Raw genomic sequence first — 26019 nt, forward strand, 5'->3', positions numbered from 1 at the left:
AGCGTTCAGCTTTGCCGAGAGGATTTTTTAGCGCTCTCTGTAGAGCGAGAAGAAAAATCAAAGACCACCGGCACCCAGCGGCGTACCGAGTTAATCATCCATGCTTTTGTCTCTGCGGTCACCTGAGTACGTAAAATAGGAGCTTCACTTATGACCCCTTGGGCCAGCAAATGCGCTCGAAAAGTGCCAGGTAGTAGCCCACAAGAGATCGGGGGAGTCACCAACCGTCCGTCAATCTCAATTACTAAGTTCCCGGTCGTGGTTTCGGTGAGTTCTCCCCGCTCGTTCCAAAGCACCACATCAGGGGCTTGAGGGAACTGTTCCCGGGCTTGAGTAAATACATCTCGATAAGTGGTTTTGTGAAAAAGGTATTCGTTTTCGCTAAGCACCGGATGGGTGTTAAAAGGCACCAACCACGGCTCAGTTTCAGTCAACGGAAGGTCTAAAACTTGAAGCTCGACCGCCCCGTCAGGAGCCACCAGCAAACGCAAACGGTGGGGCCCCTCAGCGGCCACCTCATCTAAAACATGGTTGACCGTTTCAAGGTCTAAGTCAAAACTAAAGTGTTGCGCTGAAGCAACCAAACGCTCAAGATGCAACGAGCGTAAATCAACGCCATGAGTGGGGTCCCAGCGCATGGTTTCTAACAAGCGAAAATCAGGGCGGGCCCGGTTCAGGACACGAGTCTTTTGTTCAACCTCTCGCCACTCTTCATCGGGGTCGGAATCCCAGACAATGCCACCCCCTACCCCATACTCCGCTCGACCTTGGGCGAGATCTACCCATACGGTGCGGATGGCAATGTTGAACTCGAAGTCACCGCCAGGAGCCATAACCCCGATAGCCCCGGTGTAGGCCCCTCGGCCGTCGCCTTCGAGGGCCTCAATGATCTCCGTGGTGCGTACTTTTGGTGCCCCGGTAATAGAAGCCGGAGGAAACAAAGCACTAAACACCTCCGCTACCGAAGCATCCGATTCGGCAGTCACCGTTGAGGTCATGGTATGCACGGTGGGGTAACTCTCTACGGTGTGCAAAGCTGAAACCTTGACGGAACCAAGATCGGCGATGCGGCTCAAATCGTTGCGCACCATGTCGACAATCATGGTGTTTTCGGCTAGATCTTTTTCGGAACGGGCCAAATGTTCAGCGGCCAAGGCATCCCAAAGAGGATCAGGGTGGCGGCCGATGGTGCCTTTCATTGGCCGGGCGGTGAGTTGGCGCCCTTCTCTAGAAACAAAGAGTTCCGGTGAAACCGAACACACCGCACGGTCACCAAGGTCCAGATAAGCCGCATGGTCGGCTTGTTGGGCACGCACCAGATCACCGAACAGCCCTCTCGGATCGCCAGAAAAAGGCGACCGTAAGCGCACCGTATGATTGACTTGGTAAGTTTCTCCGGCCCCAATGAGCTCTCGGATAGTACGAATGGTGGTTAGGTAGGCCGGTTGAGACCGATTGGCCACCCATGGCCCAACTTGGTAGCCCCCACTTTGGGTAGGTGGGTCTTCCCGTTGTGGGGCAGAAAAAACGCCAAAAGAAACCAGCGGAACCCGCCGCATTCGGGCAGACCGAACGGCTTGGTCAAAGGCTGGCCCCGCATCGTAAGAAACCATGCCTACCACCCAATTACCTTGAGCAACGGCCTGTTCAGCGGCTGCTAATGCTGAAGGAACCTCGTGGAGTTCGTCGGCTCCGATGACATAAAGCGGTTGGGTAAAAGACAACCATTGCCGTACCCCGTCAAGCGGGTATTGCAACAACGCTTGCCGGACGGCCGCTTGGCTCATCCGTAGGGGGCTTCCCACCCCGGTTCACGATCCAAGCAACGAATGAAAACCCCTGACTGAGGTTTGGGTTCAAAGTAAGAGGATTTTGGCGGCATGCGTTCGCCAGTATCGGCCACCGCCATTAACTCAGCGACCGAGGTGGGGTGCATGACGAACCCGGTGGCGTTGTCATCTAAGCAACGGGTCTCTAAAGCAAACAAACCAACCGGTTCGGGAAGATAATCAATGGAGGGGTCATTCCCAGGGTCCTTGATGTCATACACCGGGTTCAACACACCGTGTTGCAAACGGGAAACGTCGAGTTGGTCAACAGCCAATGCTCCACGGGCTTCCGGAAGGTCCATGCAGAACCATGAGCCGTTGATGAATATCCCAACTTGACCGTGTTCTGGGCGGGCCTGCTCAGCATTTTCTTTCGGGATCAGGGTTCCGATGACTGCAAGGTCAGCGAAAAGTTGCTGAGCGGTGCGCTCTTGGCGGTCGTGGATACGCCGATGAAAAGGCAAGACCAGCATTTCGGTGTCGGGGAACAAAACCACTTGGGTCCAATCCAGCGGGCCACCAACTCCGTCAAAAAGGTCACGTGCGGTAGCGGCGGCCGCTAAACGGTGGTGCCCGTCGGTGACATAAAGGGTGCGGTCTCCAACCAAATCAGCCAGATGTTGAGCCTCTGGGCCAGAAACCACCCACACTTCTTGATCGACACCATCGCTGGTTGAAACAAGGGCGGGTTCGCTATTACACAAACGATGGACTTCTTTTTCGAGCGCTGAATCGCTGCGGTAGGTCAACGAAACCGGGCTTGATGAAGACCCAACTTCAACAAGATGGCGAGCCAGTAAATCGGTGCGACCAGGGCGCACCGCTTCGTGGCGCAAAATCCTCCGGTCGTCGTCTTCGGTTACTGGCACCAAACCCATGATGCCGGTTTGTTGATGACCGTCAATGGTCATGCGGTAAAGGAACAACGAAAGTTCGTCGTAACAGCGGTAAGCCTCAGCATCATGCAACCGTTGCATGGCTTCAGCGCAACTGGCCAACAGGTTGCCAATATCGTCACGTTGTTCTAAAGGAAGGTCTTCACGTGAACGGGTCACGTGAAGAAAACTGTAGGGGTTGTCGGCGATGATGGCCACCCGCTCAGCGGGGGAGTAAGCATCGTAAGGGCCGGTAGTTACCCGGTCGGCCCACTCGGGTTTTACTAAAAGGCCAGGGAAGGGGCGAAGTACGCTCATGCTTATCGCTTGCGAATCTGAACTTGAATAACGTTGTCAAGTTCGTTGAGTTCTTGGGAAATTTCGTCGGTAATTTCACCGCCCACATCTATTAAAGCCACCGCAGCGTTCGAACCAAGGAACACCTTATTTTGCATAGTTTGTACGTTTACCCGGGCGTTTCGAAGCACCCGTAAAGCTTCGGCGAGTACGCCGACCTGGTCGAAGTGGCGAATGGTGATGGTGTAAGTACCAACCCGGGCATCAGCCATGTTGACGCAGTTCATGAGTTCACCACTGCGGTAAGCCTCAATAACGTCAATGGTTCCCGCCGATGTGGCATCTTGAGCTTGTTGAGTAGAGGCACCAATATGGTGGGTGCCGGTCACCTTGGGATGAGCAGCAACCGCCGAAGCAAAGGAGCCGGTACTTGAACCCGGTTCGTTGCAGAAGACGTCGAGACCAGCGCGCAAACCAGTGGTTTCTAGCGCATGAAGTAGAGCTTCTTCATCCACGACCTCTCCTCGGCTGGTGTTGAGCAAAATAGCGTCGTCTTTCATGCGGCCCAAAAAGTCGGCGTCGACCAACCCTTGGGTGGCTTGCCCTCCGGGGACATGGAGCGAAACAATGTCAGATTCGTCAAGCAACGCAGAGAGGTCGTCAACTAACCGGATGCCCAGAGAGCGGATGCGCATTTCCACGCCGGCAGATCGGTTGGTTTTTCGTTCCGCTACCACGGTGATGCCAAAGGATCGGGCCCGTTCGGCCACCGCCAAGCCGATTTCCCCGAGACCGATAATACCCATCGTTTTGCCGAGCAAGCCGTCGGCTTTACTGTAAGTTTTTTTGTTCCACTGACCGTTGCGGAGATCGGCGGTGGCTTGGGCAATATGACGATCAATGGCTACCAGCAACCCCATGGTGAGTTCTGCTACGGCCACCGAGTTGGTTCCCGGCACGTTGCAGACATACACCCCGGCATCGGCAGCCGCTTGGCAATCAATGGTGTTGGTGCCCGCACCGGCCCGCACAATAAGCCCCAACTGGTTGGCGCTTTCTATGGCGGCCGCCGTGACTTCGGTACTGCGGACGATCAAAATATCCATCCCATCGAGTGCTCCAAAAAGCTCGTTGGGGCCGAGATCTGTGTTAACCAAGCAATCGTCCCCCCTTTGCCGGAGGGCATCAACGTAAGATTCTGGAAGAGCGTCTGCGAAAAGAATTTTCATAAGGTTCCTTTGACACGCCGCTCCCGGCACACGTGATGCGGGAAGCGGGGTAGTCTCTGCGGATCGGGTTAGAGAAACTCTAGACACTCGAACGAACAATGGCAAGAGGAACGGGTTTTGCTTCGGCGAAAACCCCCAAAGCGAGGAGTTGTGATGGGTCGGTCCATGAACCGGAAGGTCATTATTTCATGTGCAGTTACGGGGTCGGGAGACACTACGGGCAAAAGCCCTCATGTGCCGGTAACCCCCGAAGCCATCGCCGATTCGGCTTTAGCGGCCGCCTCTGCCGGTGCGGCCATTGTGCATTGTCACGTACGCAATCTCGAAACTGGCCAAGGGGCCCGCACGGTGGCTTACTACCAAGAGGTGGTAGAGCGCATCCGCGCCGAGAATCAAGAGGTGGTGGTCAACTTGACCGCCGGTATGGGTGGAGACCTCAACGTGGGTCCCGATCATGACCCTATGGATTGGCAACCCGGGACCGACTTGGTAGGTGGGGCCGAGCGGTTAGCTCATGTGGAAGCTATCCGCCCGGATATTTGCTCGTTGGATTGTGGCTCGCTCAACTTTGGTGACGGGAATGCGGTTTATGTTTCGACACCGGACATGTTGCGCATTATGGCCGAACGGGTGCGTGAACTTGGGGTAAAACCGGAGCTTGAAGTTTTTGATACGGGGAACTTGTGGTTTGCTGAAACCATGATTGCTGAGGGGCTGGTTGATGCGCCGTACTGGTTGCAACTTTGCTTGTCTATTCCTTACGGCACCCCTATGGATGTGGGTATTTTGCAAGCCATGGTAAATCGTTTGCCAGAACAAGCCGAGTTCACCTCTTTTGGTTTGGGAGCGATGCAAATGCCCATGGTGGCTCAGTCCGTCATGTTGGGCGGCCACGTAAGGGTGGGCCTCGAAGACAACCTTTATTTGGAGCGTGGCGTGTTAGCCACCAATGAACAGTTGGTAGCTAAGGCGGTGAATATCATTGAACTCATGGGGGCTCGGGCGCAAACAGCGGCCGAGGCTCGTGAAACGTTGCAGTTGACCCGATGAGCAATCAATCTTCGTCAACCGTGGCCTGCATTGGCATGGGGGTCATTGGGTGCGGCTGGGCAGCACATTTTCTAGGCCAGGGGTACGACGTACAGGCTTGGGACCCGGCTCCGGGAGGCGAGCAGCGCCTCGAAGAGTTTTTAGATTTAGCGTGGCCGGCCATGGAGCAACTGGGTCTTGCTGCGGGCGCTGACCGCAGCAGGGTAACTTTTTGTGCCACCACTGAGGAGGCGGTAAGCGGAGCCCTGCTGGTGCAAGAGAACGCTCCCGAACGCTTGGAACTGAAACAAGGTTTGCTGGCCGAACTTGACCAGTTATGTGGTCCGGAAGTGATTATTGCTTCATCCACCTCAGGGTATTTGATTAGCGATATGACGGAGCAATGCCGGCATGCCCCGGAACGCGTGGTGGTGGGCCATCCCTTCAACCCGGTGTATTTGTTGCCCCTAGTAGAGGTGGTGGCGGGACCGCAAACCTCCAGCGCCGCTATGGACCGAGCGGTGAAAATTTATGAATCCACCGGGAAAACGGTGATGCGCTTAGATAAAGAAGTCGAAGGGTTTGTCTCGGACCGTTTACAAGAAGCCATGTGGCGTGAGGCGCTCCATATGGTGGCCAACGGTGAAGCCACAGTCGAACAATTAGATTTAGCTATTACTGCCGGCCCGGGGCTGCGGTGGGCTTTGATGGGCCCCATGTTGACCTTTCATTTAGCGGGCGGGGAGGGCGGCATGGCCCACATGCTTGACCACTTTGGGCCGTCCCTGCAGTCGCCGTGGACCAGGCTGGTGGCTCCTGAACTCACGACTGAACTTCGTGACGCAGTGGTTGAAGGCTGCCTTGATGAGGCGGCAGGCCGCACGGTGGCCGACTTGGTCGAAGAACGAGACCGTGGCTTGGTCAAGATTTTACAAGCCTTACGAGCAGGAGATTAGGAGAACAGATGGAACCTGAAGACCGGGCGCTGCTTGCGGCACCCCATAACCTGCCCACCGGGGATTTTTCGCTTTACCCCATAGAACACCACCTAACTGCGGCGGAAGTGGCTGGCCAAAAAGTAACGCTGCGGTGGAGCGACAGCCGGGTCAGCGAGTTTCATGCTCTGTGGCTACGCGATAATTGCCCGTGTTGTGTACACCACTACACCATGGAACAAACCTACGAAGTTTCTCAGGCACCCGTTGATTTGCACCCGGCCACGGTGGGGTTAAACAAAGAAGGTGCTTTGGTGGTGGAGTGGGCACCCGAAGAACATCGAAGCGTTTTTCACCCAGGATGGTTGCGGGCTTACTGCTCCTCGGCCCAGAGCCAAGCCGACCGCTGGGTTTCCCCCACCGTGTGGGATGGCTCAACTCGTCAACGCCCGGACGGGTTTGCCTGGGATGCGGTTTGCATCGACCAAAGCGTTGAGTTGGCATGGTTAAAAGCTATCCGTGACGATGCTTGTGCCTTACTGCACGGGGTGCCTACCACCACCGAAGCAGTAGGGCAGGTCGCAGACCGCATTGGGGTGGTGCGCCACACCAACTTTGGTGGACTTTTTGATGTGAAGGTAGAAGCTGACCCGGTAAGTAACTCCAATACCGGCATCGGGCTTCCCCCGCATACTGATCTCCCGACCCGCGAGTATCAACCGGGGTTGCAGTTATTGCACTGTTTGGCGAACAGCGTGGAGGGTGGTTTCAGTTTTTTGGTAGATGGGTTTCGAGTGGCGGAAGAAATTCGTCAAGTGGACCCTCGGGCGTTCACTTTGTTGACCACCGTTCCGTGGGATTTTGCCAACCGCAGTCGCACCAGCGATTATCGGTGGCGCGCCCCGATGATTGGTCTTGACGCCGATGGCCACCTTTTTGAGGTTCGGGCCGGGAGTTGGTTACGGGGCCCATTGATTGCCCCGTTTGATTTAGTAGAAGAAATGTATGCCGCTTACCAGTTGTTTGAAAAAATAAGCCACAGCGAACGTTTTCAAATTCATTTCCGTCTCGAGCCAGGCGACTGTTTAATTTTTGATAATCGTCGGGCCCTGCATGCTCGTACGGCTTTCGAAACAGGGAGTGGACACCGGCATTTGCGGGGCTGTTACCTCGATCGAGACGAACTGCGTTCCAGCATTCGCCTTTTGGAACGCCATGAGAAACAAGAACAAGTTTTTTCTTCTTTTGAGAGTAAGAAAAAGGCCCCCCGGGTTTAATTCTGCGCTAGTCTGCGGCAACATTGAAGGGCCTCGGCCCGCCGGTCAACGAAGATTGGAAGATTATGGGCAAGCGTTTAACCACCCCGATGGTGCGAGAAAATGGCCAATTGCGTGAAGCCACATGGGATGAAGCGTTAGATCGGGTGGCTGACGGTTTTCGCTCGGTGGTTGATCAACATGGGCCAGATGCTTTCGGCATGTTTTGTTGTTCAAAAACCATCAACGAGGTGAACTACGCCGCCCAAAAGTTCGCTCGAACGATCATCGGGACCAACAACATTGACAGTTGTAATCGAACTTGACACGCTCCTAGCGTCGTCGGTCTGGCGACAGTATTCGGAGCAGGGGGTGGAACCTCCTCTTATCAAGAGATTGAAGAAACTGAAGCCATCGTGCTGTGGGGCTCCAATGCTCGGGCCGCCCACCCGATTTTCTTTCACCATCTTTTAAAGGGCATTAGCAACGGAGCGCGCATGTGGGCTATTGACCCGCGGCGTACCGCTTCGGCCAAGTTTGCCGATGCCTGGTTGGGGCTCAACGTGGGCACTGATATTGCTTTAGCTAATGGGGTGGCCCGAGAGATTATTCACGCCGGCTTAGTTAACGACGAGTTTGTAGAACACGCCACCGAAGGGTTCGAAGCTTTCGCCGCTTTTGTCGAACCATGGACGCTGGATTACACCGCGGAAATAACCGGGGTACCCGCAGAAGCAATCGCCGATTTAGCACACGGTTACGCCCAGGCGGCTACCGCTCAACTTATGTGGACCTTGGGGATCACCGAACACCACACCGGGGTGGACAACGTGTTGGCTTTGTCCAACCTGTCGCTGCTTACTGGGCACGTGGGCCGTTGGGGCTCAGGGCTGGTGCCGTTGCGGGGGCAAAACAATGTGCAAGGTGGAGGAGACATGGGTGCGTTGCCCAACAAACTCCCCGGTTTTCAAGATGTGGCCGACGATGCCCTGCGGGCCCGGTTCGAAACAGTTTGGGGCACTACCTTTACTGGCGAAGTGGGGTTAAACCTTACGCAAATGTTCGAGGCCATGGCCACAAAAGATTTACGGGCCGTGTGGGTAATTGGCGAAAACCCGGCTGACTCTGAGGCCGATGCCAAGCATGCGCGAGCCATGTTGGAGGGTCTTGATGTGTTGGTGGTTCAAGACGTGTTTATGACCCGTACGGCACAACTGGCCGATGTGGTTTTGCCGGCTGCTTTGGGTTGGGCAGAGTCCGATGGAACGGTGACCTCTAGCGAGCGGCGGGTGCAAAGAACCCGAGCGGCTATTACCCCTCCGGGGCAGGCTCGTCAAGAAATTGACATTATTGCAGATTTGGCTGCACGCATGGGGGCCAAGGACTGGGGTTATCCCACGGCGGAAGAACTGTGGGAAGAGCTCCGCACGGTGTCACCCATGCACGGTGGCATGTCGTGGAAACGCTTAGCTGAGGAGGGTGGGTTGCAGTGGCCTTGCCCCGACGAAGATCACCCCGGGAGTCGTTTTTTGCACGGTCGGCTTTGGGAGCGACCCATCAGCGGCCGGCGAGCCCCGTTTTCTTGTGTAGAACATCAGCCTCCGGTGGATGCCCTTACCGAAGAGTTTCCGTTGCGCCTAACCACTGGGCGGGCCTTGGATTCATACAACACCGGGGTGCAAACCGAAAACTTCAACTCGCCGATTCGTTCCGGTGAGGCCTTAGACCTCTCTACTGCTGACGCCTTGGCTTTAGGAGTGCAGGCCGGTGACCGAGTGCAAGTGTCGTCGCGCCGAGGTTCTATTGAGATGACCATTGATATTGATGCCTCGCTGCAAACCGGTTTGGCTTTCACTACCTTTCATTTTCCCGAATTGGCCGACATCAACCAACTGACCAGCGATGCGTACGACAGCAAATCGGGGACGGCCGAATTTAAAGCGGCCGCTATTCGGGTAGAAAAGATTGCCGAGACCACCCGTGTCTGACCTTCGTTTTAGTACCGAGACTCCAACGGACGCTGAAAAGCAAGCGGTAGATGAGGTGGTGGCCTTAATGGGTCCGGCCACCTTGCATCTTGATGAGCGCTACGTGGTGGGCGGCCGTCAACGGGCTGACCAGCGCCGCACCTTGTTGTTGCCGGCCCTACATGCTTTGCAAAACGCTGCTGGGTGGGTGAGCCCTGGGGGGCTTGACTATGTCTGCCGGATGCTTGAGGTGCCGCCGGCTGAGGCATACGGGGTGGCTACTTTTTACCATTTGTTGGGTCAAGAGAGCCCAGAAAACAATGACCTCATCCATGTATGCGATGACGTGGCTTGCCGGTTATTTGGCGCCACCGACCTTATGGATGACCTCACCGCGGTTGGTCAACAAGTAAAGGCCAGCCCATGTTTGGGTCAGTGCGAGCGGGGTCCGGCAGTGTTGGTGCAACGTATTGGGCAACAAGACCTCTCCGTGGTGGCAGCCACTAAGCAAAATGTTGAAGCAGCGTTGGGTGCTCAAGATTCCGCCGCTTCGGTGGTCCTTCCCCAACAAGGCCAAGAAGGTTTGCCGCTTCTGGCCCGGATTGGATTAGTGGACCCGCAGTCTCTTGAGAGTTACCGAGAGCACGGCGGCTATGGGGCGCTTAGCGCAGCCTTGGAGCTCGGCGGCGACCGGGTCATCGAAGAAATAACTACCGCCGGGCTTTCTGGTCGCGGGGGAGCGGCTTTTCCTACCGGGGTGAAATGGCGCGCCGTGGCCGACCAGCAAGGCCGCCCTCGGCATGTGGTCTGTAACGCCGATGAATCAGAACCGGGCACCTTCAAGGACCGCACGGTCATGGAAGGCGACCCGTTTGCTTTGCTAGAAGCGATGACCATTGCTGGGGTGTCGATGGGTGCTCAACAAGGGTGGATTTATTTACGGGGCGAATACCCAGTGGCGGCACAACGCCTGCAAGAAGCCATTAACCAAGCTAATGCTGCGGGGCTTTTAGGTGATGATGTGGCAGGTTCTGGCCACAAATTTACGGTAACGCTGCGTCTCGGTGCAGGGGCCTATATCTGTGGCGAAGAAACGGCATTGTTTAATTCCATTGAAGGGTTCCGGGGTGAGCCTCGTAACAAGCCACCGTTTCCCACTACTCACGGCTTGTTTGGTGAACCAACAGCGATCAACAATGTAGAGACCCTGCTTAACGTGCTGCCGATAGTACTTTTGGGCGGAGCGGCTTATGCCGCTTCGGGTACCAAAGGGTCGCCGGGCACCCGCTTGTTTTGTTTAAGTGGCCGGGTGGTAACCCCCGGCACGTATGAACACGAGTTTGGGGTGACCTTGCGTCAGGTCATTGAGGCCGCTGGTGGGGTGACCGACGAGGCCAGCATTCGGACGGTCTTGTTGGGGGGAGCGGCCGGCAATTTTGTGGGCCCTGAGCAATTGGACTTACCCCTTACCTTGGAAGACACCCGAGCTGCCGGGGTTTCTTTGGGCTCCGGGGTAGTCATGGTCTTTACGGCCCAAGACGACTTAGTAGACACGGTGCGGCGTATTGCTCAGTTTTTTCGTGACGAGTCTTGTGGGCAATGTGTGCCTTGCCGGGTAGGGACGGTTCGGCAAGAAGAGGTGCTGGTCCGGTTGGGTCGGGGCAAAGCCCTGCCCACCGATGAGGCGTTATTTGGCGATCTTGAAGCAGTAATGAAAGATGCATCTATCTGTGGTTTAGGCCAGGCCGCTGCGTCGGCCGTGCGCTCAGCCATGGCCTTGGGTTTGTTGGAGGTAACTCAATGAACGAAACGCCAGTAAATGCGCCACGACCTTTGGTGTCGTGCGTCATTGATGGACAAGAGGTACGGGTACCCCAGGGGTCAACCATTTTGGATGCTTGTACCAAACAGGGGATTGATACCCCCACGTTGTGTTGGGCGGCCAACCTTACGCCGGTAAATGTGTGTCGGGTGTGTGTAGTTGAGGTGGAAGGTTCACGCACTTTGGTGCCATCGTGCTCGCGCCCAGTAGAAGAAAACATGGTGGTGGCTACCGATAGTGAACGGGTGCGTACCAGTCGCCGCATGGTTTATGAGCTTTTGGCTTCGTCGGTAGAAATGGATCGTTCCGAACCTGAAGTCTTGGCTTGGATGGATCACTACGGGGCCGACCCGGACCGCATGGGGCCGGTAGACGAAAGGGCTACGGTGGCTCAACCGGTCAAGGTAGAAGATGACCTTTATGTCCGAGATTATGAGCGGTGCATTTTGTGTTACAAGTGTGTGGAAGCTTGCGGAGATGATGCCCAACACACTTTTGCTATTGCCACGGCAGGCCGTGGGTTTGATGCCCATATTTCCACAGAGTTCGATAAGTCGCTGCCTGATTCGGCGTGTGTTTATTGCGGGAACTGCATAGGGGTGTGCCCTACCGGGGCTTTGGTGTTTAAAACCGAACATGATATGCGCCAAGAGGGCACATGGGATCAAGCAGCACAAGAGGTAACCACCACGGTGTGTTCTTTCTGTGGCGTGGGCTGCAATTTAGAACTCCATGTGCAAGACGACCGTATTGTCAAGGTCACCTCGCCGGCTGATCACTCGGTCACCTCGGGCCATCTCTGCATTAAGGGTCGTTTCGGGTGGCAACACGCTCAACCATGAGCCAAAGTTTGTGGAAATTGCCGTGGGGCCGTCGGTTTACCCGCTAGGGTGCCGTGGGTCACATTGCTTGACGGCGAGAGTCGAGCGAAAGTGAACGGGTTCAATGGTTCGAACAAAGAAGTTCGGCACATCAATCGGGTAGCCGGAGGGTAATAAAACAGTGACTGCTGTTCAGGAACGAAAGTCAATAAGTCGGGTTTCAGTGGTTGATCGTTTTTTGACGGTCATTAAAACCTTGTTAGTGAGTTTGGTGGTTGTCGGGGTGGTGGCGTTTATCGCTCAACAGATAGACCCTTCCAATGCTTTCGCTCAGTGGCGCAACCCGGGCGCTCGGGCGCTTACCGCCGACCAGTTCAAAGGCTTGGTTATCTCTGGCCTCTCTCAGGGTGTGCTTTATGGTTTGATTGCGCTGGGCTACTCCATGGTTTACGGCGTTTTAGGGTTTATTAACTTTGCTCACGGCGAAGTCTTCATGGTGAGTGTTTATACCGGCTATATCGCTTCACACAAGTTCGCTGCTAACGGCATGTGGGAAAGCAACTTTTTGCTTTGCTTGGTCATTGTGTTGTTGCTGGCCACGACGGTAGCTACCGCTACGGCCATTTTGATGGAGCGCATTGCTTACCGGCCGTTGCGTAACTCGCCTCGCTTGATTCCCCTGATTACTTCAATCGGGGTGTCTTTCTTTTTGCAAAACGCCGTGCTGGGCTTCTTCGGCCCGTCTACTCGCAGTTACCCACAGTTGCCTGAGTGGTTGTCGAAGCAATATTCAATTCTTACTTTTGAAATTTCTGGCACCAAACTAATGGTGTTGCTGGTGACCGTGGTTTCTATGACGGGTCTTTGGTATTTGGTGGAACGCACTAAAACCGGCAAAGCCATGCGAGCGGTGGCCGAAGACAAAGAAATTGCTTCACTTATGGGTATTAATGTCAACCGCATCATCGTGACTACCTTCGGGGTGGGCGGGGCCATGGCAGGTGTAGCGGGGATCATGTTCGGTTTGTTGTTCCGGGCGGTACACCCCATGACCGGTTTCTTGCCTGGTATTAAGGCCTTCACCGCTGCTGTGGTGGGGGGTATCGGCAACCTTGGAGGGGCCATGACCGGCGGAATTGCTTTGGGTTCCGCAGAGTCGATCGCTCCGATGATGATTCTTGAACCTTTGGGGGTTCCCGGGGTGACACAGTTAAAGGACGCCGTGGCTTTCACCGTATTGGTGATGGTGCTTTTGTTTAAGCCTGCCGGGCTCTTCGGAGAGCAACTTTCATCGGAGGACCGGCCATGACGGAAATTAAGATGGCTCCTGCCGCCAAAATACTTGACCAAGACTGGCGAAACATATTTCGTTGGGGCGCAATTTGTGCCATTACGTTGGTCTTTATTTCATTGGTCGGCATGCCCGCAAAGTTGAACCTGCGATTAATCATTAACCCCACTTTGAGCCTGGGTTATGTCTCTTTGTTCTGGATTCCAGTGATGTTCGGCTTTGTGGCTTCGACGCATATTGCGCTTGAAGGTATGGAGGTCTCTCGTCCGGGCATACGTGATGTAGTGACCGGTTTAGTGACCGGCCTGATCGGTAGCTTCGGCTTGGTTCTGCTCATTTTGGGCATGGACAACTTCGATATCACCGACCCGTTGGTGAACTGGGGCCCGAACCTTCTTGAATTGTTGACTACGGGCCGGGGCGTCGGCACCGGTATTTTGGGCTGGATGGCAGCCAGTGCATTTTTAGGCATGGCCGGTGCGTCACTCCATGTACTCACTCCGTTGCTGAGGCGCATTGTTTCTTCAGCGATCCTGGGCATGATCTCTATCGCGATTTTAGAAGACGCTATTGACGACTTTTCTGAAGGGTTTCGTTTGGAATGGTTGGTGGATTTGGTCTACGCCAAGCGTGGGGGTTTGACGAATAAGTCAGCAATTATTGTGGCTATTTTGATGGCGGCCGTTTCTGTATTGTCAAAAGGCCGGATCAAAAAAGCTAAAGCGAATTTCCGTGCCCTTGACGAGGTGCAACGTAAGAAGAAGTCGATGGTTCTTTTTGCCTTAGTTACTGCTGCGGTAGTGATATTGCCTATGTTTGCCGGGGGTTACGTCAACTCCTTGCTGGCTAACGTGGGTATTTTTCTTCTCTTGGCTTTGGGGTTGAACATTGTGGTTGGTTTGGCCGGCATCTTGGATCTTGGCTACGTAGCTTTCTTCGCCGTCGGTGGCTATGCAACTGCGGTGCTTACCTCGCCGCAGTCGCCTTGGTTTGCTCCAGAAATTGGGTTTGTGCCGGCCATGTTGATCGCGGTGGTGCTGGCCGGTATAACCGGTTTGGCTATTGGGGCACCAGTTATTCGTATGCGCGGTGATTATTTGGCCATTGTGACTTTGGGCTTTGGTGAGATCATTCGTTTGCTCTTCATGTCCGACTTCTTGAAGCCTTATTTTGGTGGGGCGCAGGGGATTACCAACGTGCCCGGTGTTGATCTGGGTTTCCTTACTATTTCAGGGACCGACCCGAAGGGGGTTTTCTACCTAGTCCTCGTATTTAGCGCTTTGGCAGTTTACATTTCGTGGCGGCTGCAGGCCTCTCGCTTGGGTCGATCTTGGATGGCCATTCGTGAAGATGAGCAGGTGGCAGAAGCTATGGGTATTAACACGGTGAACTCAAAACTTATGGCTTTTGTGGTGGGAGCAATTTTGGCTTCTTTCGCTGGCTCGGTCATGGTGGCTCGTGTTGGTTCGGTCTTCCCTAACAGCTTCATGATTTTGGTTTCCATCATTATTTTGGTGGTGGTAATTGTGGGTGGCATGGGTTCCATCCCCGGGGTGTTCGTCGGATCCTTTGTGCTGATTGGGGTGTTAGGTGGCCCAAGGCAACCTGGGTTACTCCAAGAGTTCGGTCAGTTGAAGTTGCTTATCTACGGGGCTTTGCTGGTATTTATGATGTTGAAGCGCCCAGAAGGTTTGGTGCCGAGTGCTCGACGAAGCCAGGAACTCCACCAAGACGAGTTCTTGCAGGATGCCTGGTTTAAGGGCGACGATGAAGCCGAGGGGTCTGATGAGCAGACTACGTCGGCCGAGGGAGAGGGGGCATCTGTATGAGCCACTTGCTTGAAATTAGAGAGCTTCAGGTGACCTTTGGCGGCCTGGATGCTTTGTCGGGTTTGAACTTTCATATTGATGAAGGGGAAATCGTTAGCGTCATCGGCCCTAACGGTGCGGGTAAGACCACCTTCTTCAACACGATTTCTGGTTTGGTGGAGCCCACTTCGGGAGACATTTTGTTTGAAGATGAGTCAATCCGTGGCCTTGACCCCAACCAGGTGACGTCCTTAGGTATTGCTCGTACTTTCCAGAATGTGCGCCTTTTCCCTAACATGACCATTCTGGAAAACGTCATGGTGGCTCAGCATTGCCGTACTTCCCAAAACGTGATTGGGGCGTTGTTCCAAACCAAGGCCTTCAAAAAAGAAGAAGAAGAGATTCGCGAGAATGCTAAAGAGATTTTAAGTTTCTTTGGTTCTCGCCTTGTTGGCTATCGGCTTGATCAACCTGCTTTTATGTTGTCTTACGCCAACCGTCGTCGTTTGGAAATTGCTCGAGCGATGGCTACTCGCCCACGGTTGATGCTTCTTGATGAGCCGGTTGCCGGGATGAACCCCAAAGAAACGGCCGAGTTGACGGAACTCATTGGCCGCTTGCGTTCTGAGTGGGGTTTCACCATTGTCATGATCGAACACGACATGCGGGTGGTGCGTGATGTTTCCGACCGAGTGGTTGTTCTTGATCATGGGGTACCAATTGCCCAAGGAAGTTATGACGAAGTGTCCATTAACCCCGATGTGGTCGAGGCTTATCTTGGCCGCCCTGTGGAGAATAAATCGTGAGCACAGAAACCAGCACCTCAACAAACCCTTCGTCTTCTGACAAAGGGCAGGCTCTTTTAGAATTCCGTAAGGTAAATACTCATTACGGGGCTGTCCATATTCTTAAAGATGTAGACCTTGAAATTTACCCCGGAGAGTTGGTTTGTTTGCTGGGCGGAAACGCCAGCGGCAAAACCACAACACTAAAGGCTCTTTTGGGCATGGTGAAACCAACATCGGGTGAAGTGGTGCTTAATGGCGAAGTGGTAAATAACCAGACGACCAGTTACCGCGTGTCTAACGGGGTGACCATGGTCCCCGAAAACCGTCGCCTTTTTAAACGCCTGTCGGTGCTGGAGAACCTCATGTTGGGGGCCTACCTGCGTAACGATAAAGACGGGATTAAAGAAGACCTCGAATATGTCTACGATCTTTTTCCTCGTGTAAAAGAGCGTTTGACGCAAAAATCGGGGACTCTTTCTGGTGGCGAGCAGCAGATGGTGGCCATTGGTCGTGCTTTGATGTCTCGCCCTAAAGTGTTGTTGATGGATGAACCTTCAATGGGCTTGGCCCCGGCTTTGGTGCAACAAAACTTTGAGTTGATTGAGAAAATCAACAACGAAGGCATGGCGATCTTTATGGTGGAACAAAACGCCAACATGGCGCTTTCTATCGCTGACCGTGGCTGGGTGCTACAGACCGGCATGGTGGTGTTGAATGATTCTGCCGAAGCGTTGCTGGCTAATCCAGAAATGCGGGCTGCTTACCTCGGTGAGGCCTAAAGGCCGCTGAGCCTTGGCTAGTCCAGGTCTTCGAGTTTAGGAAAGCCACTGGGGGGCATGATGTCTACGGTGGCCGAGCGTTGTTGTGAGAGCATGCCGCCGTCGATTTTTAGTACATCGCCGGTGATGTAGGCGGCGTCGTCGGAAGCCAAGAATAAGGCTGGACCGGCCATGTCGTCGGGAGTACCGGGGTAGCCCAAAGGTATGTTTTCTCCGCGAAGCCGACGGGCGGCTTCATCCATGTTTTCTGTGTCTATGGAGCCCGGCATGAGGGCACAGACGCGAATTCCGTAGGGGCCAAGGTCGAGGGCCATGGCTCGGGTGAGGGCTTCAATCCCACCTTTGGAGGCGTCGTAAGCGCAAAAAGCTCGGTGGGCTCGGGTGGCGCCACCCGAAGACATGTTGATGATGACCCCGTGGCCTTTTTTGGCCATGATGCGGGCCGCTCTTTGAGAGCAAAGAAAGTGGCCGGTGAGGTTGACGTCTATTATTTTGCGCCACCAGTCTTCATCGGCGTTAAAGAAGTGGCGCATGGGGCCGATTAGGCCAGCGTTGTTCACCAAAACGTCGAGGGTGCCAAAGGCCTCGAGGGTTTGGTCAAACATTTCGGCAACCTGCTGACTGTTTGAAACGTCGGCCATGATGGCCAATGCGGTCCCCCCGGCGGCGGTAATGACGCCGGTGGTGGCTTGGGCGGTAGCGAGGGTTACGTCGTTAACGACAACATGTGCACCTGCTTCGGCAAAACGTTGGGCGATGGCTTGCCCAATGCCTGCTCCGGCTCCGGTTACCAAGACGACTTTCCCTTGATGGCTATAGGTCATGATGTGCTGTCCTTAATCATTGAGCGAGTTAGGTTCTTCTGCGCATGATAGGTCCAAGAAGAGAAGTAGGGGGCGCTGTTGGGCGAAAGCAACAATGGGCAGCATTTTTCACATTGTGGGAAAAGTTGTTTACCACTTTCCATTTGGAAAAAAATCAACTAGAGTGTCTACGGTCACATCGCTGCGATAGCTGGGTCTCGCCGAAAAGCAGATCGATTTAGCAAAGGGTGTGCGTCATAACCACTATGGAGGGTAATTTATAATGAAAAAACGTGTAAGTCTTTTGACTGCCGTTCTGCTGGGCTTCGCGTTAATCGCGGGTGCTTGCGGATCGGATGATGAGGCCGGCGGCGAGTTGACCATGTGTCGCGCCAACTGGGCCTCTGGTTACATTCAAGCAGAGATCGTTCGCCAAATTGTCGAAGAAGCTGGATTTACGGTTTCAGATCCATCGGTAATTGAACTTGGACCAGCTAATGCCTACTTGACCATGGCTGATGGTACTTGTGACTTTTGGGCCAACTCTTGGTACCCAGGTCACTTCTCCTGGTACGAAAACGAATTACCTGACGGTTCTTTGGTCGCTGACCATGTAGAACCAATGGACGGCTTGTTCCAAGACTCGGGTGTTCAGGGTTTCTTGGTTACTAAGTCATGGGCTGAAGAAAACAACGTTGTTTCCATTGACCAGATCAACAGCGACGAAGCGTTGTACTCGGACCTCGACACTGATGGTGACGGCGTTGGCGAGATCTTGGGCTGCCCTGAGGACTGGACTTGCGACGACATCATTGAGAACATGATTGCTTTCTCAGGTTGGGACAACTTGGTTGAGACCAAAGCTGATTATGACGCAATGTTTGCTGAGTTTGTCGGTCGGGTAAACGCCGGCGAAGCAGCCATTATCTACACCTGGACGCCTGCGTCTTACGTAGTAGAGATGGTTCCCGGTGTTGATGTCTTGTGGATTTCTGTAGAGAACGTCCTCGATGATTCAAACCCATTAGGTAAAACTGGTGGCGAAAACCACGCACAGGGTGAAGGCTTCACTGGTTTGGGCGCAGACACCTGCACCCAGCCTTGCCAACTTGGTTGGGAAGCTGCCGATATTCAGGTCAGCGCTCGCACCGCGACGCTGGATGCCAACCCAGTCTTGCGGGCTTTGTTCCCTCTTATTCGTCCATCCATTCTTGATATTTCAATCCTTCAGGTTGAACAATCCAATGGTGATGCTTCTGAAGCACATGTAGTAGAACTTGCTACGCAGTGGATGACCGATAACGCTGACTTAGTTGCCGGCTGGGTAGCGGAGGCCAAAGGTTAGTTCGAGTAACTAGGTGTTTATTTAAACGAAGTGGGGCGAGGCTTTACGGCCTCGCTCCACTTTGCGTTTAAACGCTCCTGCATTGTGGGAGAAGAAAAAAATGTAAATATGGTGTGTCATCAGTCACAGGCAGAGTGCTATTCTGCTAACCACGACCTATCTGACCACCAGCGCCGTTAACGAAAATTACTACTTGGGGGAAAAATGAGTGAAGCCGGCGAGACGACAATCTCTCTGAAAAATGTTTACAAGATCTTTGGGCCAGATCCCCGAGGTCGAGCATTTGACTTGAGTAGTGCGGGTGTGCACAAAGATGAGGTTCAGCGTCTCTCTGGTCATGTGGTGGGTATGTCTGACATTTCCTTTGATGTAAAGCGTGGCGAAATTTTTGTAGTAATGGGTTTGTCTGGCTCTGGTAAATCCACGGCTATCCGTACGGTAAATAAACTGCACGACATCACCTCCGGGTCGGTAACCGTAGAAGGTGTGGATGTTCAAGCCTTGCAGGGTAAAGCCCTCCAGGAATTCCGTCGAGAGAAAATGGGCATGGTGTTTCAACACTTTGCCTTATTCCCTCATATAAACGTTATCCAAAATACCAGTTATGGGCTTAAGGTGCAAGGCGTTGATCGCCGTGAACGTGAGGTAGCAGCGATGGAGGCCTTAGCCATGGTGGGCTTAGAGGCTTATGCCAACAACAACATTTCTGAACTTTCGGGTGGCATGCAACAAAGGGTGGGCTTAGCTCGTGCGCTTTGCTCCAACCCACCAATTTTGCTTATGGATGAAGCATTTAGTGCTCTTGACCCGCTTATTCGTCGGCAAATGCAAGACGAACTCATGGTTATCCAAAGTCAACTCCACAAGACCATTCTTTTTATTACTCATGATCTCAACGAGGCATTACGCATCGGTACCCGGGTTTGTATTTTGCGTGACGGCAAAGTGGTACAAATCGGTACCCCAGAAGAAATCCTGACCGAGCCGGCCAACGCCTATGTAGCCGAATTTGTTCAAGATGTAGATCAGGGCCGGGTCATAGCCGTTGACGAGGTTATGAAAGAAGCAATGATTATAGATTCCAACAGCACAGTGGCCGAGGCGGTGACCGCTCTTGGTAAGCGTGACGGCGGGTTTGTGATCGATACCGACGGGCGACCTACTGGTCTTTTAACGAAGGCCGATGCTGGGGTGGCTCTGGCTCAGGGGACGACGAACTTGAGGGATGTTTTAAGGGCCGATTATGAAACCACTTTGGCTTCTCAACGCCTGAATGAGAATTATGCGGCGGGCGGTCGTGGCCTCCCTATAGCCGTCATAAACGAAAAAGGCTGCTTGATCGGCGAACTTGAACCGCGAGAGATTATGGAAGAAATGGGTCGGGTAGAGCAACTTATAGATGGATTCGAGCGGGAGGTATTTCTATGATCCGGTTGTTAGCGGTAATGCAGACGAAGGCTGGATCGGTTAGCGTTTTTGACTCAGATATTCTTGACCAGTGGGAGATCCCTTTTGGAGAGTGGATTGACCAAATGGTTGACTGGATTGACGCCAACATGACTTGGCTACTTGACGCCATTGAGTGGCCCTTTACTTTCCTGCTGAAAAACTTTGTAGATAATTTTTTAGCGGTCATTCCGTGGATTTGGGTTGTCTTGGCTATCGCCATTATTGGCTCGCTGGTGAGAAGCCCTAAAATTGGGGTTTATGCCGGTTTGGCTCTGGCACTTTGCGGGCTTTTGGGCACCGAATATTGGCTAGAAACAGTACGAACTGTGGGCATGGTGCTGGTGGCGGTCCTGCTCTGCGCCCTCGTAGGTATTCCTTTGGGGGTTGCTTCTGGCCGCCTAGATGCGGTGTGGAATGCTGTGCGACCAATTTTGGATGCCATGCAAGTGGTCCACGCTTTTGTCTACATGTTGCCGGTTATTTTCTTCTGGGGCATCGGGGTGGTTCCGGGAACCATGGTCACCATGGTCTTTGCTTTGCCTCCGTTGATACGCCTTACCAACCTGGGGATCAGACAGGTGCCCGAAGAGGTGGTGGAAGCCAGTCGAGCTTTTGGTGCTTCGGAGTTTCGCGTCCTCACTCATGTGCAGTTGCCTTTGGCCCGCCAAGCGATCATGACTGGCTTAAACCAAACTCTTTTGATGTCTATCGCCATGATCGGCATTGTGGCCATCATGGGAGCGGGCGGCTTAGGCCGTTTGGTTTACAAGGCGGTGCAAAACTTTGATATTGCGGCTTCGGCCGCTTCAGGCTTGGCATTGTTTTTGGTGGCGGTAATTTTGGACCGCCTTTCTCAACCAGAAGAGGGAGACACCGGCAACCTTTTTTCTCGTATTCATCGTGCCTGGTCACATCGGTCTGACCCAGAAGCATTGTTGCCGAGTGGCGAGAGTGCCGCAGCGAAGCCTTCAAACGCTGATAACGATGCTCCGGCCAATGCGGCCGAAAAAGTGGGTATGCGTATAGCGGGAGTCGGTGGCTTGCTGGCGGTGGTTTCGGTATTCCTTACCTGGGGTAGCGGTGCAGGCCGTTTGAGCGGCCATGCTCGTTTTAGTGACCTTGACTTAACCGGGGAATCATTTAACGGATTGGCCGCCTCGGGAGGCTCAATGGCCGGTTATGCGGTACTGGCTTGTGGGGTGTTGTTGCTCCTTATAGCGATTGTTTTTGAGCGTCAGCCGGGGAGTGGGTCACGGTGGTTTAGCCCCGATGGTGCGGTACTTCTTTCGGCAGCGATGTTTTTCTCGGCTTTAACCTATTTCCTTGTTCGAACTGCTCCAGATACGGTTAGTTACAGTTACGGCATAGGAATCTACGTTGCTTTGCTGGCATCGGGGGCCGCGGTTGGTGGCTCAATTTATGCTCTTTGGGCGGGCCAGTACGCAGCATTGCGGCCCCTTACCCTTAATGTTTCTTGGGGCAAGGTCGTTGCCGGGTTCTTTGCTTTGATAATGATCAGCATTGGCACTATTTCAGGCTGGACCTTTGATGAACGTTTGTCGGGCCAATTGACAGAAGACCAACAGGTCAGGGTGGAGGAACTAAGACAAGAAGCAGTGGACGATCCTTCTTCGGCTGCCTTGAATACTTTGGCCGTAGGCCGCATATACAACGAAGCCCGGTTAAGCAGCTTGATTATCTTGGACGGATGGAACGAAGACGGGGGTGGCCTGGGAGGGTTTACTTTGGTCGGCGGAATCATCGGAGCATTAATGATTTTCCCTGCTGCGGGCGTATTTGGAACCAGTGAACATTTGCGTTGGCGTTGGAGCGCTTTGGTGGCCGCCGTGGGCCTCGGAGTAACAATGATCGGAGTCATTTGGGTGGGAGCGCTCTTGCGAGTAGGAGAGAACCTCATTGTGACCGGCACCGGGGCCTTTTTAACCATGCTGGGAGGGTTCTTTTTGCTGGCTACCTCAAAGTCGCTACTTAAAGAGTTCCATCGCAATAAGGTCTACGACGATGCTCATTTGTCTCCAGAAATTAAAAAAGTTCTGGCAACATCCGCCTAGTTGCTATGGGGCCGATGGAAGCTTTCGAGATGGGCAATGTTAGATTTTGTTCATGATTAAAGGTACCGAAGAACTCTTGGTAGGGCGTGAGGGCGACATCGTTACCCTCACGCTTAACCGGCCAAAAACAATGAACGCCATGACTAGCAAAATGTTTGCTGACTTTGGTGAAATTTGCCGCCAAGTAAACGCCGACTCGTCAATTAGGGTGCTGGTGATTGACGGCGCCGGGGGAAACTTTTGCTCAGGTGCTGATGTAGGCGCGCAAGCTGCTCGAGCGACCGGTGAAGAGCCTTCGGTCCCGCTGCGGAACTTACGTATGATCAAAGCTTCAGCGCAGGCCCTGCATGAAATCCAACACCCGGTTATTGCCAAGGTGTACGGAGTGGCGGCCGGAGCGGGCCTCAACCTGGCCTTAGGGTGTGATTTAGTTTATGCCGCCGACACGGCTCGTTTTTCTGAAATCTTTGCCCGCCGGGGGCTAACTATTGATTTTGGCGGGTCCTGGGTTTTGCCCCGCCGGGTTGGTTTGCATCGGGCCAAAGAGTTGGCTTTGCTGGCTGAGGTGATTGACGCCACGGAGGCCGATCGCATTGGTTTGGTGAACCGGGTGGTTCCGGAAGCCGAGTTGGATGCTTACGTTAACGATGTGGTGACACGAATTGCTGCTGGCCCGCCGCTGGCGCTTTCTATGAGCAAAGCCCTTTTGAACAACGGAGCGCAGACCTCTATGAGCCAAGCGTTGGAAGCCGAAGGCCAGGCACAATCAACCAATTTTGCCACCAACGATGTTCGTGAAGCAGGCCAAGCGTGGCTCGAAAAACGGTCCGCCAAATTCACCGGCTCTTAAGGTACCTGCTTACCTGGGGTCAGACCCGAGGTAAGCAGGTTGGTTTGCCGAATGGTGGGAATTTTAGCGTTTAAGGTGCCGATTGCTGGTGGGTCTGTCAGGCTCTGTCCATAAGCATTTGAGGGAGAGAGATTCATGACTGAAGAAAATCAGTACGACGCAGTAATCATTGGGGCCGGTGTTATCGGTGCTGCTGTAGCGTTCGAGTTGGCGCAGCGAGGATGGAAAACTTGCAGCGTAGATAAGTTGCCGGCCGCCGGTTATGGCTCTACCTCCAACTCCTGCGCCATCGTGCGCTTCAGTTACTCCACCTATCAGGGAGTTACTATGGCTTATGAAGGCATGCACTATTGGGTTGACTGGAGCAACTATTTAGGAGGCCCCGGTGTTGACGAATCTGGCTTGGTGGCCTTTCACCAAACCGGTACGGTCATGATTGAAGCCCCCGGCGGTCATCATGAAAAAGTTGTGCCGCTTCTTGAGTCGTTGAACATCCCGCATGAACATTGGAGCGTGGAGAAATTACAAGAGCGGCTCCCTCTGCTGACCGACGGGGTGTTTGGCCCAACCGCTCGCCCCGATGATGATGCTTTTTGGGTAGAACCAACCGAGCGGATCATTGGTGCGCTTTACACCCCCGACTCGGGTTATGTAAGCGACCCGCAACTTTCTACCCATAATTTGCAACGGGCTGCCGAAGCAAAAGGATCGACTTTTGTCTTTAATCGCCAAGTTGTGGCTATCAACCAAGAGGGGGGATGCGTATCGGGGGTTGAACTTGATGACGGTACGCAAATCACCGCCCCGGTAGTGGTCAACGTGGCCGGGCCACACTCTTATTTGATAAACGACTTGGCTGGCCTAGCCAGCACCATGAACATCGGCACCAAAGCATTGCGTCACGAAGTGCACCACGTCCCTTCGCCCGAAGGCTTCAACTTTGAAACCGACGGTATGCATGTTTCAGATGGAGACTCAGCGGTTTACTTTCGCCCAGAAACGGGCAACAATATTCTGATAGGCAGCGAAGACCCAGAGTGCGATGAAAAAGAATGGGTAGACCCAGATAACTACGATCAAGAGATTCACCAAGATCAATGGGAAGCCCAGGTGTTGCGTTGCGCTAAACGTGTTGAAGGGCTCGGCCTGCCCCACGAAAAGAAAGGGGTAGTTGACCTCTACGACGTCAGCGATGATTGGATCCCTATCTACGACCGCACCGATCTTGACGGTTTCTATATTGCTATCGGAACCAGTGGCAACCAATACAAAAACGCTGGGGTGGCCGGGCACTGTATGGCAGAACTCATTACGGCAGTAGAAGCCGGGCACGACCATGACGCTGAACCGCTCAAAGTAAAGGGTCGCTACACCGGGTTGGAAATGGACTTGGGCTTTTTCTCTCGCAACCGAGAGATCAACCCCGACTCATCGTTTTCGGTCAACGGTTAACAAAACTCCGTCAAACTTAACGACCACGGAGTGAGGTTTTCGTAACCGGTTTCGGTGATCAACACTTGGTTTTCTAGTTTTACACCTTCGCCTCCGGCATAAGGCCCTACATAGGATTCCACGGTCATCACCATGCCGGGTTCGAGCACCCCGTCGTAGCCAAACTGGTCCCAACTGGAGGGGAACATTATGGAAGGCCATTCGTCGCATTGCCCGACCCCGTGGTAAAGCACCGAATAGTGGCGGTAGTCATCGGTGGAAGGCACCCAGGATTTGTGGGTTAGGTCGTAGAAGGAACGCCCCGGGGTAAGAAGTTCGATGTTGCGTTCCATCTGCTCAACGGCTATTTGGTGGACGAAGTTTTGTTGTGGGGTGGGGTCGCCGTCGCCGCATCGCCAAGTACGAGAAATGTCGGTCATCATGCCGTAAGAGCCCACGAGGTCGGTGTCGAAGCCGACGAGTTCTCCCTCGGAGATGACATGGCTGGAGCATTCTTGAAACCAGGGGTTGGTGCGGGGCCCGGCTGCTAAAAGTCGGCACTCCATCCATTCACCGCCCCGAGTGAGCATTTCGGCCCAGAGCACGGCCCAAAGTTCCTGTTCAGAAATACCTGGACGCAAAGCATCAAACATTTTTTGACAAGAGATCCTTGTGGCTTCAATGGCGCAGCGCATGGCTAAGAGCTCGTCCGGCCCTTTGATGGCTCGGGCTCGTTCCATTACTTGCATACCATCGGTCAACGTCAGGCCAGCGTTTATGAGCGCTGCGGAACCCAGTGGAGGCGTGACATCGACGGCCAACCGCTTGTTGCCTCCGCCGTAGGTTTGTACGAGGTCGGCTATTTCGGCGGCCATGCGGTTTGCTTGTTCTTCAGCTCGTTGCCCTGCTAAAAAATAAGTAAACGAAGTAATGGGCCGCACCTCAGTGATCAAAGGGTTATGGGCGGAGAGAAACTCACAGTCCGTGAACTCCCAAAGCACCATGGGTCCTTCGGCAGCCACATATGCCCAGCGGGCCTGATTATGGGCCACCCAGAGTTGCATGTTTGGTGCATCGGTGGCGTACATCAGGTTCAGGGGGTCAAAAAGCAGCACCCCCGCGAGGTCGTTGGCTACCAGTTGTTCACGGATACGCGCCAACCGGTAGTGCCTTAACGCAGTGAGGTCGGGCAGGGTGAGCCCCGCAGCGGACCATTCACTTAAGGCTGGTTCTCCCGGTCCCATAACCACCCGGTGTCCTTCGCCTCCGGCCCGTTGATGGGCAGGGTCGTCAAGCATTTGGCGAAGACGAGCTTGGGCGCCAGCGGTGCGGGGGGCGGGCAA

At 53.9% G+C, this 26019-nt stretch carries 20 protein-coding genes; 15 read left to right on the forward strand and 5 right to left on the reverse strand.

The features are described 5' to 3' along the window. Positions 1-5: 5 nt before the first annotated feature. Genes pabB through EYQ49_03630 form a run of 3 tightly spaced genes read right to left on the reverse strand, consistent with a single transcriptional unit; the run spans position 6 to position 4230 of the window. On the reverse strand, positions 6-1787 hold the full coding sequence (pabB, locus tag EYQ49_03620; GenBank protein HIG24972.1) for an aminodeoxychorismate synthase component I: 1782 nt from the start codon (positions 1785-1787) through the stop codon (positions 6-8). Beyond that, positions 1784-3022: a DUF1015 domain-containing protein gene (locus EYQ49_03625; protein HIG24973.1), complete on the reverse strand. Its 1239-nt coding sequence runs from the start codon at positions 3020-3022 to the stop codon at positions 1784-1786. The genes pabB and EYQ49_03625 overlap by 4 nt, the downstream gene beginning before the upstream one ends. Before the next feature lie 2 nt (positions 3023-3024). Further along, positions 3025-4230, reverse strand: a complete 1206-nt coding sequence (locus tag EYQ49_03630) for a hydroxyacid dehydrogenase (GenBank protein ID HIG24974.1) — start codon at positions 4228-4230, stop codon at positions 3025-3027. Positions 4231-4383: 153 nt separating this feature from the next. On the opposite strand from EYQ49_03630, the gene EYQ49_03635 reads away from it, so the two are divergent. The 10 genes from EYQ49_03635 (at position 4384) to EYQ49_03680 (ending at position 16726) form a co-directional block, all read left to right on the forward strand. Further along, positions 4384-5280, forward strand: coding sequence for a 3-keto-5-aminohexanoate cleavage protein (locus EYQ49_03635; protein ID HIG24975.1), 897 nt, complete (start codon positions 4384-4386; stop codon positions 5278-5280). Next, positions 5277-6215 (forward strand): L-carnitine dehydrogenase, encoded by a 939-nt coding sequence (locus tag EYQ49_03640; GenBank protein ID HIG24976.1) that lies wholly within the window; start codon positions 5277-5279, stop codon positions 6213-6215. The genes EYQ49_03635 and EYQ49_03640 overlap by 4 nt, the downstream gene beginning before the upstream one ends. Positions 6216-6223: 8 nt before the next feature. Next, positions 6224-7471: a DUF971 domain-containing protein gene (locus tag EYQ49_03645; GenBank protein HIG24977.1), complete on the forward strand. Its 1248-nt coding sequence runs from the start codon at positions 6224-6226 to the stop codon at positions 7469-7471. 65 nt (positions 7472-7536) lie between these two features. After that, positions 7537-9438, forward strand: coding sequence for a formate dehydrogenase (locus EYQ49_03650; protein HIG24978.1), 1902 nt, complete (start codon positions 7537-7539; stop codon positions 9436-9438). 67 nt (positions 9439-9505) lie between these two features. Next, positions 9506-11221, forward strand: coding sequence for an NADH-quinone oxidoreductase subunit E (locus EYQ49_03655; GenBank protein HIG24979.1), 1716 nt, complete (start codon positions 9506-9508; stop codon positions 11219-11221). Further along, entirely contained in the window at positions 11218-12081 is an 864-nt protein-coding gene (locus tag EYQ49_03660; protein ID HIG24980.1) for a Fe-S-binding domain-containing protein, read from the forward strand. The genes EYQ49_03655 and EYQ49_03660 overlap by 4 nt, the downstream gene beginning before the upstream one ends. A gap of 160 nt (positions 12082-12241) precedes the next feature. Next, a complete protein-coding gene (locus EYQ49_03665; GenBank protein ID HIG24981.1) occupies positions 12242-13369 on the forward strand; it encodes a branched-chain amino acid ABC transporter permease in 1128 nt (375 codons plus the stop codon). Next, positions 13366-15180, forward strand: a complete 1815-nt coding sequence (locus EYQ49_03670; GenBank protein HIG24982.1) for a branched-chain amino acid ABC transporter permease — start codon at positions 13366-13368, stop codon at positions 15178-15180. The genes EYQ49_03665 and EYQ49_03670 overlap by 4 nt, the downstream gene beginning before the upstream one ends. Next, the gene (locus tag EYQ49_03675; GenBank protein HIG24983.1) at positions 15177-15965 is read left to right on the forward strand and encodes an ABC transporter ATP-binding protein; all 789 of its coding nucleotides are present in this window, start codon (positions 15177-15179) and stop codon (positions 15963-15965) included. The genes EYQ49_03670 and EYQ49_03675 overlap by 4 nt, the downstream gene beginning before the upstream one ends. Beyond that, entirely contained in the window at positions 15962-16726 is a 765-nt protein-coding gene (locus EYQ49_03680; GenBank protein HIG24984.1) for an ABC transporter ATP-binding protein, read from the forward strand. Before EYQ49_03675 ends, EYQ49_03680 begins: the two co-directional genes overlap by 4 nt. 17 nt (positions 16727-16743) lie before the next feature. On the opposite strand, the gene EYQ49_03685 is transcribed toward EYQ49_03680, so the two are convergent. Beyond that, positions 16744-17550 (reverse strand): SDR family oxidoreductase, encoded by an 807-nt coding sequence (locus EYQ49_03685; GenBank protein HIG24985.1) that lies wholly within the window; start codon positions 17548-17550, stop codon positions 16744-16746. Positions 17551-17812: 262 nt separating this feature from the next. Here EYQ49_03685 and EYQ49_03690 point away from each other — a divergent pair, with 262 nt between their 5' ends. The 5 genes from EYQ49_03690 (at position 17813) to EYQ49_03710 (ending at position 24697) form a co-directional block, all read left to right on the forward strand. Continuing rightward, the gene (locus tag EYQ49_03690) at positions 17813-18874 is read left to right on the forward strand and encodes a hypothetical protein (GenBank protein ID HIG24986.1); all 1062 of its coding nucleotides are present in this window, start codon (positions 17813-17815) and stop codon (positions 18872-18874) included. A 204-nt stretch (positions 18875-19078) separates the two neighbouring features. Further along, positions 19079-20302: an ATP-binding cassette domain-containing protein gene (locus EYQ49_03695; GenBank protein ID HIG24987.1), complete on the forward strand. Its 1224-nt coding sequence runs from the start codon at positions 19079-19081 to the stop codon at positions 20300-20302. Next, the gene (locus EYQ49_03700; protein HIG24988.1) at positions 20299-22395 is read left to right on the forward strand and encodes an ABC transporter permease subunit; all 2097 of its coding nucleotides are present in this window, start codon (positions 20299-20301) and stop codon (positions 22393-22395) included. The genes EYQ49_03695 and EYQ49_03700 overlap by 4 nt, the downstream gene beginning before the upstream one ends. 52 nt (positions 22396-22447) lie before the next feature. Next, positions 22448-23245, forward strand: coding sequence for an enoyl-CoA hydratase (locus EYQ49_03705; GenBank protein HIG24989.1), 798 nt, complete (start codon positions 22448-22450; stop codon positions 23243-23245). A 135-nt stretch (positions 23246-23380) separates the two neighbouring features. Continuing rightward, entirely contained in the window at positions 23381-24697 is a 1317-nt protein-coding gene (locus EYQ49_03710; protein HIG24990.1) for an FAD-binding oxidoreductase, read from the forward strand. Here the strand turns inward: EYQ49_03710 and EYQ49_03715 are convergent. After that, on the reverse strand, positions 24694-26019 hold the full coding sequence (locus EYQ49_03715; protein HIG24991.1) for an aminopeptidase P family protein: 1326 nt from the start codon (positions 26017-26019) through the stop codon (positions 24694-24696). The two genes, EYQ49_03710 and EYQ49_03715, sit on opposite strands and share 4 nt — an antisense overlap.

Source organism: Acidimicrobiia bacterium (genome assembly GCA_012959995.1).
Lineage (GTDB): Bacteria > Actinomycetota > Acidimicrobiia > Acidimicrobiales > MedAcidi-G1 > MedAcidi-G2B.